Consider the following 12,551-nt stretch of genomic DNA (forward strand, 5'->3'; position numbering starts at 1 on the left):
CACGGAAATGCGTTAGATGGCCCATGGTGCGATCTGCTGTTTTTATCGCATCCGCGCATTCATTTAATTTGCTGCCGGAATTGCAGCGCCAGGGCCATGGCGTCGTCTTTGGCTCTATGTTTTTGCAATGGTGTGTCGGCTGGATGTTGCGACATTATTGGAAGATCGGCAAAAAGGTCAGGGCTCCTGAACAACGGATCTACCGACTGAAGGTCGAAAGCCGGGCGTTCCATGGTTTCTTCAAACAGCATGCCCAGCCAATGCGAATCGAATTCGACGGCATCGCTGAAAACGGCCTTGCCGGCAAGGTTGTCATTAAGAGTACGGGCGACGTCCCTGACATCCTGTCCGTCGCTTTCGAGCGTTTCTCTGTCGAGTCCATGCAGAGCTTCGGCTCGGTGGTCCCACGTCCCTCTTTTCCGCCAGCGGTCAGCAGGTCGGATCAAGGCTGACCATCCGCTCAGGTCGTGGGCCCGGATAAACCCGATCTCAATCGGGAAACAGCGATCGCCAAGTCCCGAAGCCTCAAGATCGAGAAATACAATGTCAGAAAGCCTCAACGGCTGGCGCATCGTTTCATCCTCGCTGTCAGGGTTAGCTTTGATTGAGGTTCCATCCTCGTCATTCTCGAGAGGAGATACGTCAAATATGGACGTTAGCATTTTGAGTTCTTTGCATTAGGCCTTGCCACCGCGCACGGGTGGGCTTTCAATCCTTTGCACGATAAGTGTATCGCGAATGATCCCTGCAATAGGACGGTGAAGCCTTTCATTTTACGAAATCCAGAGCAACTTCCGATTTGTGGCTAGTGGGCGATAAAGTCGTCGATAATAGTGGTGGTCAGTGATGATGAGGAAGCAGCCTAAATAATTTCGAGCGGAGAAATAATGAAACAGAATAGCCGGCATTTTCGTATGCTCCAGGCGGAGCGGGACGTTGCACGCGCTGTCGCCTCAATGTCGGAAGCACCTTATAGGCCTGGTACATTTGCTACGATTTCTTTTCCTGTTCTCAGCAGAGATGAGGGGCCAAAGTTCGACAACGCGCCGCTGATTTCTCAAATCGTGCAGAAACGCCCTTCGGCGTTGTTGTTGTGTGCGGGATGGTCTGTCGCCAACCAAGGAGGCATCGACCAGATACGGAAGGCAATTGGAAATCTGGCGACAACCGTTATTGCAGAGACGACAGATACAGAAGAAAAAGAGATTTATAGAATCGATAAAAAAGGCTGCCACGCCATGGGAGGCCAGTGTTTTTACAAAAGCAGCGATAGGTCCATCGGAAAAGTGCGTGATCTCTTGGACCTCTTGGTAAGCGGAAAGCGTATTTTCGAAGTTGCAGGTGGATCTGCTGCGCTATTTATGTGTGGGGAGAATGCAATTTTGAGTTGTGTTCCCGCACAAAAAGGAGAACGCAGAGATAAGGTCGGCTATCACAAAAACGTTGATAAAAATATGAAAGAAATTATTCGTAATTCACGTATTATATTGCACCCAACCCATACGATATTGCCTTTTGCTGGTATTCAAAAGCTGAAGCGTCGTTTTTTTTCTGACAGACGCCTATATATATCGTCGTCAAATTGGGAAATTGACCGCGCCCCAAAAGATTGGAATTCGCTTCACACGGTAATGCGGAACGGCACAGTTCTGTCACCAACCTTTTGCGAGAATTCAGAACTGATGTCGTATCGCGAATGGTCTTTTGAAGGGGCTTCCAGTTGAGCGCCATCCCTTCCTATTGTTCCCTGAGGTCCCCTGGGCGTACGATACGGCCACTTTGTAAAATATTGGAAGAACTTGGGCTTGCTCCGCGTTATGAGGCGCGCTTCCCCTGGTTAACTTTGCCGAATGTAATCGGCGAGGGCTCTCCCGATGAACTCCGAGTTGCGGAGGCGTTGACCGATCATGCGGCGAGTACCGTCTCTCGATTGCGCCGAGACCTTGAACTGGGGGCGCCCAAGAGAGGTCGGCACCGCAAGGCGGATTGTGATCTGGCTAAGCTTCTGCAGCCGATGTCGACCGTTTTGTCGCTCGACATCTGGCTGGCTGATCTCGGCTTGGCAATTGAGTTCGATGAGAGGCAACATTTTTCTGAAGAACGGAGAGTGTCTCTTGATGCCTATCCGGACGACGATTTCCCATTTTCGGTGAGCCGTTGGCGATCCGAGTGTTCGTCGGTAATTTACGATCCGACACCACCGTCACGTGACTGGCGCCGTGCGTTTCGCGATTCGGTGCGCGACTTACGGTGTCGTGCTCACGGCCTACGATTGATCCGTCTGAACTATAAAGACTCGTTGGATCGGGTGGGAGAACTTCTGATGGCCTCTGAGTAGAGGCTTTGCAGAATATTGGGAGAGCTTTCATGCATCAGGGCGTCATGCGATCTCATTCCCGGTAAAACAGGATATCTGCTCGGCCATCATCCGTTTCAGTTCCGGCGGTTCCAGCACTTCGATCTCACCGCCCCAGGTAAACAGATGCCAGCACATCTCCACCAGTCCTCCGGCACGGAATTTTACGATCAGGGAGCCGTCGGGCTGGTCTTCCATTGTTTGCGATGGATGAAAAATCCAGGTGCGGGCGTCCTCGGCCGATGTGGGGCGGACCCGCCATGCGACCTCGACCGGAGATTCCTGAAAGGTTCCGAACGAACGGGCGGCATAGTCCGCAAGTGAGAACGTCGGGTCGCGTACAAAGGTCGTCTTCAGTTGCCAGGCCTTGTCGATGTTGGCGAGGCTGAAAAGGCGCAGACCTTCAGCTTGCGGATTTGCGCTCCGCGCCACCAGATAGGGCCGCAGACCATAAAGAAATCCGTACGGCTCCACTGTTTGATGGCTGATTGATCCGGTGCCCCGGGACCGATAGTCGAATGCGACCTGCTGGGAACATAGAATGGCGAGCCGCAATAAGTCCCGGGTGTCGCCTTCGATCGTTGCCTGGGGACCGGGGCGGAAAGCCAAACCCTCGGACTGAACGAGCAACTCGTAATCCGGTTCGATCCGGGTCAGCGTCTCACGCGGCAGATAGGTCCTCAGCTTTGCTCCGAGTTTGTCCAGCAAAGCGGCCTGCTCTTCGCGTCCTTCATGTCTGAGCGATTCCGCGCCGGCGGCCAGTGCCGTCATTTCTCCCGCCTGGATAGGATCGGGAGTACGGTTGAGCCCGGCCGGTATCCGCCACCGCTTCAAGCCATCCGGTGCCCATTCCTCCAGGTAATCGGGATATAGGCGGAGTACCGCATCCCTCATGCGTTCGGCGGTGCGGCGGCTGACATCGAAGCGCTCCTCGATTTCGCCAAGAGTCAGGCCGGTGACCGATCCCTGCATGTCTCGAGCAAGGCGCATCAGGTTCTCAGCCTTTTCATGGCGCGCACTTTTGGTCATGACAAAATTCCTATACTCCCCATTCCAATACGGTAGCGCCCAGCATCGGAATAATCACGCTTTGGATGCCGTTGCGGTGAATAACGTCCCCATGTGTTCGGCCAACTCTCCAAGTGCAATGGCTTTCCAGCCGAGTTCTGTTATGGCTTCAATCGCCGCGTGGCAGGCTTCGGCGTTACCATCGCAAATATGGGCGATCGCCACCTTTCGCAAAGCAAGGCTGCGGCAACCGGAATCGCCGATGGACCGGCCCAGTTTTTCCGCTTCGGCGATTCGACCTATTTTCACCATGGCGATTGCCAAGTCGGACATCTGATAATCCCCATCCACGTATTTCTCCTGAAATTCGAGAATATCGCGTGCTCGGTCGAGGTCGCCGATGATCAGGTAACTACGAAAACAGGTCTCAAGCGAAATACGCCGTTTCCAGGGCGTACGGATACGACGGGCATCAATATCGGCCGATTCAGCCAATGACGTGGCTTTTTCGGGCATGTTTGCCTTCGTGCATGCGCGGATAAGGGTAAGGATGATCGTGCTCCGGTCAAAAGGACTGAGCCGTCTGATGCCGCGTTCCGCATAGTCCAGGTACCGGGAAAAGCGCGGGCCGTCTCCGAGCGCAGCGGCGTGTGAGGCCAGATTTGCAAACGCACGCGCCTGAAGCCAAGGGCGGGCGGCCAGCGTCGCGGCGTTCTCCGCTTCATCAAGCAAAGCTTCGATCTTAGCCGCGATGTCGTCCGTCATGGTCGCTCCCTCAAGAAAGGTCAGGGGGCGTTTATAATCGACGCCCACGTCAAAAACGGTCGTGTTGGCCGATGTTGGTGAAGTCGTGTCGATGTGTCCGAATGTGACGCGTAGACGTTGTAGGAATGGAAATAAGAGCATTTCTGAGAAAAGATAAAATTTTGTCTTTGATCGTTATTGTATTTTTTTGAACCATCGTCATAGTGTGTGATTTATTTAGTCTGTTTCCATGTATATTATTAATGCGCGATGAATAATGGCATATGTATTTAATTCACAAATGAAAATTGATATTTCATTCAACATAAGTTCTGTCTGAACTGCCAATGAGGCGGAGATGAATTTTTTAACTGTCGTGATCTCTGTCGGCAATGGGACCGGGAAAATCTGGTGCGTGGAACTGGACATGGTCCGAGAAGCCGACCGTCTCGTCATTGGAGTCGGGCGGGACAGGACATGCGACGGGGTTCTGACCCATTCGGTCGAAGACCCTGATCAATTGCCTGTCTTCCTGGGACTCCTGGGATCATTCCTTTTCAAGCCAAGCCTCGTCGGTATCGACATTGCCGATCTGAACGCCGTCCTCCGAAGAGGTCAGGGGATTCGCGTCGGCGTCGGCCATTGCGACCTGCCCGGCGGACTGACGAAAGCGGGGCTTCTGGCGATGCGCTCCGCCGGAGTCGGTCCTGCCACTCGTGGCGTCGCCTTGGAGGTGGAGATACCGAAGAGCGGAACCTTGTTCGATGTGGACATCTGTGCCGCCGCCGTTCGAAATTCGATATCCGGGGAAGCCGATTTTATCGTCTGGGCGACGGTCTCCAGAATCCCTGGCTACGTTGTTACCCTGATGGCTGTTACGTAATCCCGCGCAAAAGAAACAGCGCGTCAGGGCGACGGACTTTAAACAGGCCGCTTCAATGAGCAATGTCGCTTCGCCATTGTAATCATCACGCAGATCAGCTTTCCCAGCGTCGGAGAAGATGATCGGTCATTTGGCGAAGTCGCGAACCGGTCAGCGAGCCTTGCCAATTCCGGGATGGATCTCCAGCGACTGTCCGGCTGACTGTCCCGCCTCGAATGCTCCGGCCTCCACCTTCTTTCCCGATGCGCGGCCCTGCCGAAGGTTGAGGTTCAGTTTTTCAAACTCAGATTCAACGACGGCATGACGAACAACAACGAGATTGCGCCCGGTGTCGGCCAGAATGGCGGCATCGCGGCCGGCCTTCATGGAGGTCAGCTTGTCGGCAATGGAAACGGCCATGCCAAATAGAAACGACCCTTTTTCATCGTGCGAATGGCGGATGAAGCGTTGCGAACGGGAATATTGCTCCCAGGCTCTCTGCATCGCGGCGGCGATCACGTCGTAGACATAATGGGCCATCTCGATGCTGGGTCTAAGGCCGAAGAACACGAAGAGAACTTTGCCGCTTTCATCTTTCTCCCGCCAAACCTTGCAGTCGCAAAAGTCTGCGATGGCCGGCACGCAGGAGGAGATGGGCTGCCGTTGCTTCCTGTTGGTTTCGATAGCGACCTTAGCGCACTGCTCTTCCCGAATTTCCAAATCGCTGATTGAAAGGTCGTAGCGATCCAGCAGTTCCGCCACTTTGGCGGCAGCCGAGAGGGCTTCTTCCTCGGTGCAGCCATTGGCGATGGTTTTCGCCCTGAGCGCCTGGAGGCGGGTCTTCAGTTTATCGAGGTCGGTTGCCATCACATGGAGCTGTCCAATTTGGGCAGTGTTTTTTCCATAGGAGCGAAGCAGGCGGGGCCGCAAGGGACCCCAAGGAAAAAACTCACAGAGCCGGTCGCAGGACGTATTGGGCGGGGCGGAGGATTGGAATGGTGGGCGCTACAGGGATTGAACCTGTGACCCCATCCGTGTGAAGGATGTGCTCTCCCGCTGAGCTAAGCGCCCATTCCAAGAAGAGGCCGGTTTATACGAGGCGGCGCGGGCTCTGTCAAGTTTTGGAAAACGTCCCGGAATGGGGGCCAAGCGTGCCTGTTGGTCTCAGGAGTGACTGCGTAGGATCATGTCGCCGGCAGACAGCATGATTTCGATCACGATCAGAATGACGATATACCATTCCACCCGCATGCTGCGCCGGTTCTGCATGAGTTCGAGCAGTGTTTCGCTGGTCCGGGCGATCAGTTCCAACTTGCGGTCCAGAACGCGGCCGCGCTCGCGCAGTTCGTATTCGTCCTCCAGGCGCAGATAAATCCGTTCCAGCCCCGGCCTGTCCCAGAGCACCTCCGGCTTGTCCAGAACCTCGACGCGGCCGACCATGCGTTGCTGGGTCATCAGCACGCCGCCGATCTGCTGAAGCAGCTCCTTGCCCTGCGAACTGAAATCGCCCTTCCTTTGCAATGTCGCGGCCAGCGGGTCGATACGGTCGAAAACCTGGGCGACGCGCTTTTCGTAATGGTCGAGGACGGCGTTCTTTCCCAGGATGTCGGACAGCAGTTGCAGGCGTTCGGGCGTCGGTTCGGCCATCACGATGGCGCCGGAATGTTCGACCCGGTCCTCGCCTCCGGCATGAAGGTAAAGGCGCGTCCCCTCGGCTTCCGGCGGGTCCACCGGCTCGGTCACCAGCCGTTGCAGCGAGGCGAGAAAACCAACCTCTTCCAGCGGGTCGAGATCGAAGAGGACCACCACCCCGTAGCGGAACAGCACGGCCCGGCCGCGAATGCCGGCGCGGATGGTCAGGGGCGAGGTCGCCAGGACCGGTCCCTGCTCGAGATTTTTGGTGTCGATGCGCAAACCGACCAGCAGCGTGCGAACGGATATCGAGGGTAAGTCGGCGATAGCGGGTGAATCCAAGGCGCTCACGATCATCTCGGCAGGATGGAAGAGGGCTATCCTATCATCGAACGGATGACGGATCCCCCTTAGATGCGAAGGGTGGTGTAATGTTGTGCAATAAAGATTGACTTGGCCTTCGCCCCGCTTCTGTGGCACCGTCCGGCCACAACGCAACATATAGTTCATTTGGTGTCTGCGGAACCATATGCCCCAAGAAAATATCGCCGTCATCGTGCTTGCCGCCGGCATGGGCACGCGCATGAAATCCTCTCTGCCGAAGGTGATGCACCGGTTGGCGGATCGACCCATGATCAATCATCTGCTGGATACCGTGCAGGCTCTTGCGCCCGAGCGGGTGGTGACGGTGATCGGCCCCGGCATGGAACGGGTGGCCGCCGCCGTGGCGCCCCATCCCACGGTGGTGCAGGTCGACCGGTTGGGAACCGGTCATGCGGTGGCGCAGGCCCGCGCGGCCCTGGCGAATTTCACCGGCACCGTGCTGATCGTTTACGGGGACACCCCGCTTCTCGGCGCGGCCAGTCTGTCGGCCATGCTGGATCTGCGCCGGAGCGGGACGGTGCCGCCGGCGGTGGTGGTGCTGGGCTTCCGTCCCCGGGATCCCGGGCATTACGGCCGTCTGCTGGTCGGTCCCGCCGGGCTGGAGGCGATCGTCGAATATAAGGACGCCACGCCGGAACAACGGACGGTGGATTTGTGCAACTCGGGCGTCATGGCGGTCGAGGGGACGCGTCTGTTCGGTTGGATCGACCGGCTGTCCAACGACAATGCCAAGGGTGAATATTATTTGACCGACATCGTCGGCTTGGCGCGGGCCGACGGACTGCCTTGCGGCTTCGTCGAGGGTGACGAAGAGGAACTCCTGGGGGTCAATTCCCGGGTCGAGCTGGCGGCGGCGGAGGCCATCGCGCAGACCCGTCTCCGGCATGCCGCCATGGAAGGCGGAGCGACGCTGACCGATCCGGCAAGCGTGCATTTCGCCTGGGACACCCGGCTCGGACAGGACGTCGTCATCGGTCCGAACGTGGTGTTCGGTCCGGGCGTCTCGGTTGGGGATCGGGTGGAGATTCGCGCCTTCTGCCATTTGGAAGGGGCCCGCGTCGCCGCCGATTGCGTCATCGGTCCCTTCGCCCGCTTGCGGCCGGGGGCCAGAATCGACGAGAAAGCCCATATCGGCAATTTCGTCGAGATCAAGAATGCCGCCGTCGAGCCCGGCGCCAAGGTCAATCACCTGACCTATGTGGGCGATGCCCGCATCGGTGCCGGCGCTAATATCGGGGCGGGTACCATCACCTGCAATTATGACGGTTTCGACAAGTCCTTCACCGACATCGGCGCGGGAGCCTTCATCGGTTCCAACAGTTCCCTGGTGGCGCCGGTCAAGATCGGTGACGGCGCCGTCGTCGGTGCCGGTTCGGTAATCACCCGCGAGGTGGCTGCGGGCGCGTTGGCCGTGGCGCGCGGGACGCAAGTGGAGATGTCCGGTTGGGCTGATCGTTTCCGAACCCGCAAGGCGGCGGACAAGCAGAAGGAATAGGCCGAAAAATGTGCGGTATTGTCGGTATCATCGGAAAATCCAAGGTCGCCCCTCTGCTGGTCGAGGGGCTGCGGCGGCTTGAATATCGCGGCTACGATTCGGCCGGACTCGCCACGCTGGTCAATGGCCACATCGACCGCCGCCGGGCGCGCGGCAAACTGATCAATCTGGAGAAATTGCTGGTCGAGCAGCCGATGGAGGGCGTCATCGGCCTGGGGCATACCCGCTGGGCCACGCACGGGATTCCCAATGAAACCAACGCTCATCCCCATGCGACGAAATATGCCGCCGTCGTCCATAACGGCATCATCGAGAACTACCTTGATCTGCGGGCCGAACTGACCGCCGCCGGGCACGTTTTCGAATCCGAGACCGACACCGAGGCGGTGGTTCAGCTGATCAGCCATTACCTCGCCGAGGGCGCCAGTCCGGAAGAGGCCACGGCCAAGATGCTGAAAAGGGTGGAGGGCGCTTTCGCGCTCGGCATCATTTTCGCCGGACGCTCCGATCTGATGATCGCCGCCCGGCGGGGCAGTCCGCTGGCCATCGGCTACGGCGACGGCGAGATGTATCTGGGCTCCGACGCCTTGGCGTTGGCGCCGCTCACCCAGAAGATCTCCTACCTGGCCGATGGCGATTGGGCCGTGCTGACCTGCGACAGCGTGTCGATCCGCGATGCCCATGGCAATCCGGTGGTGCGCGAGGTCAAGCAAACGGCATTCTCGGGGGCGATGATCGGCAAGGGTGAGCATCGCCATTTCATGCATAAGGAGATCTACGAGCAGCCGCAGGTGATCGGCGACACCTTGAACACCATGTTCAATCCGGTCAGCCGAACCTTTTCCCTGCCTGATCTGCCGTTTGCGCTGTCGGGGATCGATCGGGTGACCATCATCGCCTGCGGGACCTCCTATTACGCCGGCATGGTGGCCAAATACTGGATCGAGCAATTGGCCCGCGTGTCGGTCGAGGTGGATATCGCCTCGGAATTCCGTTACCGCGCGCCGGCCATGCCGAAAGGCGGGCTGGCTCTGTTCATTTCGCAATCGGGCGAGACGGCCGACACGCTGGCGGCGCTTCGCTATTGCCAAGCTCAGGGGCAGCATATCATCTCGCTGGTCAATGTGCCCGAATCCACCATGGCCCGCGAATCCGAGGTGGCGTTGCAGACGGTGGCCGGGCCGGAGATCGGCGTCGCCTCGACCAAGGCCTTCACCACGCAATTGACCGCCTTGGCCTGCCTGTCCCTGGTTCTGGCGCGAGCCAGGGGGGCTATCGACCACGCCACCGAGGAACGGTTGTCGAAAGTGCTGATCGAGGTGCCGGCCCGCGTCGCCGAGGTGCTGGCCCATGACGAACGACTGCGCGAGATCGCCGAAGACATCATGGATGCGCGCGATGTGCTCTATCTGGGCCGTGGCACCAGCTATCCCATCGCGCTGGAAGGTGCCTTGAAGCTGAAGGAGATCAGCTATATCCATGCCGAGGGCTATGCCGCCGGCGAGATGAAGCACGGTCCCATCGCGCTGATCGACGAGACGGTGCCGGTGATCGTCATCGCGCCGTCGGACGAGCTTTATGACAAGACCGCCTCCAACGTGCAGGAGGTGGTGGCGCGCGGCGGCCGGGTCATCTTCCTCTCCGACGAAAAGGGGGTGGCCCGCCTCGGAGCCCGCGCGGTCAGCTTGGTGCTGCCGAATGTCGATCCCTTCGTGGCGCCGATCCTTTACGCCATTCCCGTCCAGCTTCTCGCCTATCACGTCGCCGTGGCCAAAGGCACCGACGTCGACCAGCCGCGCAATCTGGCCAAAAGCGTGACGGTGGAGTGATGAGCAAAGCCCCTCCGCCCGCCTGGTTGAAGCCCCTGGTCGATTACCTCCCGCTGGTCGTTTTTTTGGCGGCTTTTGAATTCAAGGGGCTGATGGTGGCCACCGTCGCCCTGATGGCAACGACCCTGGTTGCCCTGATCCTGTCCCTGGCGGTCGCACGGCGGGTGCCCCTGGTGCCGCTGTTGACCGCAGTAATCGTCGGCGTCTTCGGCGGCTTGACCCTCTGGTTCAACGACGAGACCTTCATCAAGATCAAGCCGACCATCATCTATGGCCTGTTCGCCGCCATTCTGGGCGGGGGGCTGTTTTTCGGCCGGACATTCCTGAAGGCGGTCATGGGAGAGGCTCTGCCGCTCGATGAACTCGGCTGGCGCCGCTTGACACTCCGTTTCACTTTATTCTTTGTGGCCATGGCGCTGGCCAACGAGGTGATCCGCCGTGTTGTGACCACCGAGATGTGGGTGCTATGGAAGGTGCCGGGCAGCATGATCCTGACCTTCCTTTTCATCCTTACCCAGATGGGGCTGATCAAACGCCACCGCCTGCCGGACCACGGCGCGGATTAGCTGCCGCCTTTTTTCCGGGTGGCGGTGACGTCGCCGTAGAAATAACTGGGGTTCTTGCCGGGAAACTCATCCAACCCGTCGACCAGTCCGTCGAGGTGAATACCCAGCTTGACTACGGCACGGCTGGGGTCGTGGTCGCGGATGGCGTGGACGATGTCCGCATGTTCCTCGACCAGTCGGGCCATGCGTCCCGGTTGCGGCAATGTCAAATGGCGGTAACGGTCGACCTGCAGCTTCACCTGCTGCACGACCGTCCAGATGCCCGGATAGCCGGCGGATTCGGCGATTGTCGCGTGAAAGTCCTCGTCGGCTTCGTGGAACGCGTCCTGATCCTCGGCAGCCACCGTTTCGCGCTGGCGTTCCAGATTGGCTTCCAGCAAGGCGATCTGGCTGCGGGATGCATTTTCCGCGGCGCTTTTGACCGAAAACTCCTCCAAAGCACGACGGATGACGATGGCTTCGGGAAGAGCGTTCAACGGAATCCGGGCCACGAAGGTGCCCGACTGCGGCGCTATTTCCACCAGTTGTTCGGTGGCCAGCCGCAGAAGGGCTTCGCGGATCGGCGTCCGGCTCACGCCGAATGTCGCGGCCAGATCCTTCTCGATGATCGGATCCCCCGGTTTGCGATGAAGGGAGACGATGTCGCGGCGCAGCGTCTGATAGATCAACGCCGCCGCGCTGTTTCCATTGGACCCCGGCCCGGCCCGCACGAGGGCGGGGCGGGCGTTGCGGGCGCGGCCTCGTCTTTCTTTCGTCTCGCCGGTCTCGTCCGGGGGATCCGATATCGTCGCCATGGGGCCTGCAGCTCAGCGCAATTCGCTGATTTTCAGGTGGTCCATATCGTCGAACACCTGGTTCTCGCCGACCATGCCCCAAATGAAGGTATAGGCCTTGGTGCCGACGCCGGAGTGGATCGACCAACTGGGCGAGATCACCGCCTGCTCGTTCTGGATGACGATGTGCCGGGTTTCATCCGGTTTGCCCATCATGTGAAAGACCGCGGTGTCGGCATCCATGTTGAAATAGAAGTAGACCTCCATCCGCCGTTCGTGGGTGTGGCAGGGCATGGTGTTCCACAGGCTGCCCTCTTCCAGTTTGGTCATGCCCATGGAGAGCTGACAGGTGGGCAGCACGGAAGGGACGATGTATTTGTAAATGGTGCGCCGGTTGGCGGTCTTGGCGTCGCCCAGCGTGGCCGGGGAGGCTTCCGCCAGGGTGATCCGCCGTGTCGGATAGGAGGTATGGGCGGGCGCGGAATTGTAATAGAACTTTGCCGGCTTCGCTTTGTCGATGCTGCCGAAGCTGACCTTGCGAGCGCCTTGCCCGACGTAGAGCGCCTCTTCCGGCGCGATGTCGTAACGGGTGCCGTCAACGTCGGCCCAGCCCGCGCCGCCGATATTGATCAAGCCCAATTCCCGGCGTTGCAGGAAGAAGTCGACCCCGAAGGCCTTGCCCAGATCGTCCGCGAAGCCGAGGGTGCCGCCGGTGGGCATGATGCCGCCGAAGACGATGCGATCGATGTGGCTGTAAGTCATCGTCAGCTCACCGGGGACGAAGACCCGTTCGACCAGGAATTCGCGGCGCAAACCCAGCGTGTCCAGTGTTTTGGCGTGATCACTGTGAATGCTCTGGCGCGTGTCCATTCAATACTCTCCTTAAACACTTTCGAAGTGTC

General features: G+C 58.7%; 12 protein-coding genes and 1 tRNA gene. 5 read left to right on the plus strand and 8 right to left on the minus strand.

The genetic code is table 11. The features are described from left to right. Window positions 1-59: 59 nt before the first annotated feature. Window positions 60-572, minus strand: coding sequence for a 3'-5' exonuclease family protein (locus CWS72_RS07515; protein WP_146002670.1), 513 nt, complete (start codon window positions 570-572; stop codon window positions 60-62). A 315-nt stretch (window positions 573-887) separates the two neighbouring features. Here CWS72_RS07515 and CWS72_RS27395 point away from each other — a divergent pair, with 315 nt between their 5' ends. After that, on the plus strand, window positions 888-1,724 hold the full coding sequence (locus tag CWS72_RS27395) for a hypothetical protein (RefSeq protein ID WP_146002671.1): 837 nt from the start codon (window positions 888-890) through the stop codon (window positions 1,722-1,724). Window positions 1,725-2,380: 656 nt separating this feature from the next. Here CWS72_RS27395 and CWS72_RS07525 read toward each other — a convergent pair. Further along, complete coding sequence (locus tag CWS72_RS07525; protein WP_101249981.1) at window positions 2,381-3,385, minus strand: helix-turn-helix transcriptional regulator; 1,005 nt, start codon at window positions 3,383-3,385, stop codon at window positions 2,381-2,383. 54 nt (window positions 3,386-3,439) lie between these two features. Further along, window positions 3,440-4,129, minus strand: coding sequence for a hypothetical protein (locus CWS72_RS07530; RefSeq protein WP_146002672.1), 690 nt, complete (start codon window positions 4,127-4,129; stop codon window positions 3,440-3,442). A gap of 337 nt (window positions 4,130-4,466) precedes the next feature. Between CWS72_RS07530 and CWS72_RS07535 the strand changes: the two genes are divergently transcribed. Continuing rightward, complete coding sequence (locus CWS72_RS07535; RefSeq protein WP_101249983.1) at window positions 4,467-4,991, plus strand: hypothetical protein; 525 nt, start codon at window positions 4,467-4,469, stop codon at window positions 4,989-4,991. Between the two features lie 150 nt (window positions 4,992-5,141). Here the strand turns inward: CWS72_RS07535 and CWS72_RS07540 are convergent, their stop codons facing one another. The 3 genes from CWS72_RS07540 to CWS72_RS07550 all read right to left on the minus strand — a co-directional run bounded on the left by CWS72_RS07540 (window position 5,142) and on the right by CWS72_RS07550 (window position 6,953). After that, the gene (locus CWS72_RS07540; RefSeq protein WP_101249984.1) at window positions 5,142-5,837 is read right to left on the minus strand and encodes a DUF2786 domain-containing protein; all 696 of its coding nucleotides are present in this window, start codon (window positions 5,835-5,837) and stop codon (window positions 5,142-5,144) included. A gap of 129 nt (window positions 5,838-5,966) precedes the next feature. Beyond that, a tRNA-Val gene (locus tag CWS72_RS07545) sits at window positions 5,967-6,041 on the minus strand. A 93-nt stretch (window positions 6,042-6,134) separates the two neighbouring features. Then, a complete protein-coding gene (locus CWS72_RS07550) occupies window positions 6,135-6,953 on the minus strand; it encodes an RMD1 family protein (protein ID WP_241911628.1) in 819 nt (272 codons plus the stop codon). 178 nt (window positions 6,954-7,131) lie between these two features. Here CWS72_RS07550 and glmU point away from each other — a divergent pair, with 178 nt between their 5' ends. The 3 genes from glmU to ispZ are packed head-to-tail and all read left to right on the plus strand — an operon-like array spanning window position 7,132 to window position 10,876. Beyond that, complete coding sequence (gene glmU, locus CWS72_RS07555; RefSeq protein ID WP_101249986.1) at window positions 7,132-8,481, plus strand: bifunctional UDP-N-acetylglucosamine diphosphorylase/glucosamine-1-phosphate N-acetyltransferase GlmU; 1,350 nt, start codon at window positions 7,132-7,134, stop codon at window positions 8,479-8,481. Window positions 8,482-8,489: 8 nt separating this feature from the next. Next, a complete protein-coding gene (gene glmS / locus CWS72_RS07560) occupies window positions 8,490-10,310 on the plus strand; it encodes a glutamine--fructose-6-phosphate transaminase (isomerizing) (RefSeq protein WP_101249987.1) in 1,821 nt (606 codons plus the stop codon). Next, on the plus strand, window positions 10,310-10,876 hold the full coding sequence (gene ispZ, locus CWS72_RS07565) for a septation protein IspZ (RefSeq protein WP_101249988.1): 567 nt from the start codon (window positions 10,310-10,312) through the stop codon (window positions 10,874-10,876). Before glmS ends, ispZ begins: the two co-directional genes overlap by 1 nt. Here ispZ and CWS72_RS07570 read toward each other — a convergent pair. Continuing rightward, window positions 10,873-11,670, minus strand: coding sequence for a GntR family transcriptional regulator (locus tag CWS72_RS07570; protein ID WP_101249989.1), 798 nt, complete (start codon window positions 11,668-11,670; stop codon window positions 10,873-10,875). The two genes, ispZ and CWS72_RS07570, sit on opposite strands and share 4 nt — an antisense overlap. A 12-nt stretch (window positions 11,671-11,682) precedes the next feature. Beyond that, complete coding sequence (kduI, locus tag CWS72_RS07575) at window positions 11,683-12,519, minus strand: 5-dehydro-4-deoxy-D-glucuronate isomerase (protein WP_101249990.1); 837 nt, start codon at window positions 12,517-12,519, stop codon at window positions 11,683-11,685. Window positions 12,520-12,551: the final 32 nt, after the last annotated feature.

It is taken from the genome of Telmatospirillum siberiense (genome assembly GCF_002845745.1).
Classification (GTDB): domain Bacteria; phylum Pseudomonadota; class Alphaproteobacteria; order Rhodospirillales; family Magnetospirillaceae; genus Telmatospirillum; species Telmatospirillum siberiense.

What these genes read in the sequence shown, in the direction of transcription:
- CWS72_RS07515 (WP_146002670.1), bottom strand. Translation starts at nt 572, where the DNA reads ATGCGCCAGCCGTTGAGGCTTTCTGACATTGTATTTCTCGATCTTGAG.
- CWS72_RS27395 (WP_146002671.1), top strand. Translation starts at nt 888, where the DNA reads ATGAAACAGAATAGCCGGCATTTTCGTATGCTCCAGGCGGAGCGGGAC.
- CWS72_RS07525 (WP_101249981.1), bottom strand. Translation starts at nt 3,385, where the DNA reads ATGACCAAAAGTGCGCGCCATGAAAAGGCTGAGAACCTGATGCGCCTT.
- CWS72_RS07530 (WP_146002672.1), bottom strand. Translation starts at nt 4,129, where the DNA reads ATGACGGACGACATCGCGGCTAAGATCGAAGCTTTGCTTGATGAAGCG.
- CWS72_RS07535 (WP_101249983.1), top strand. Translation starts at nt 4,467, where the DNA reads ATGAATTTTTTAACTGTCGTGATCTCTGTCGGCAATGGGACCGGGAAA.
- CWS72_RS07540 (WP_101249984.1), bottom strand. Translation starts at nt 5,837, where the DNA reads ATGGCAACCGACCTCGATAAACTGAAGACCCGCCTCCAGGCGCTCAGG.
- glmU (WP_101249986.1), top strand. Translation starts at nt 7,132, where the DNA reads ATGCCCCAAGAAAATATCGCCGTCATCGTGCTTGCCGCCGGCATGGGC.
- glmS (WP_101249987.1), top strand. Translation starts at nt 8,490, where the DNA reads ATGTGCGGTATTGTCGGTATCATCGGAAAATCCAAGGTCGCCCCTCTG.
- ispZ (WP_101249988.1), top strand. Translation starts at nt 10,310, where the DNA reads ATGAGCAAAGCCCCTCCGCCCGCCTGGTTGAAGCCCCTGGTCGATTAC.
- CWS72_RS07570 (WP_101249989.1), bottom strand. Translation starts at nt 11,670, where the DNA reads ATGGCGACGATATCGGATCCCCCGGACGAGACCGGCGAGACGAAAGAA.
- kduI (WP_101249990.1), bottom strand. Translation starts at nt 12,519, where the DNA reads ATGGACACGCGCCAGAGCATTCACAGTGATCACGCCAAAACACTGGAC.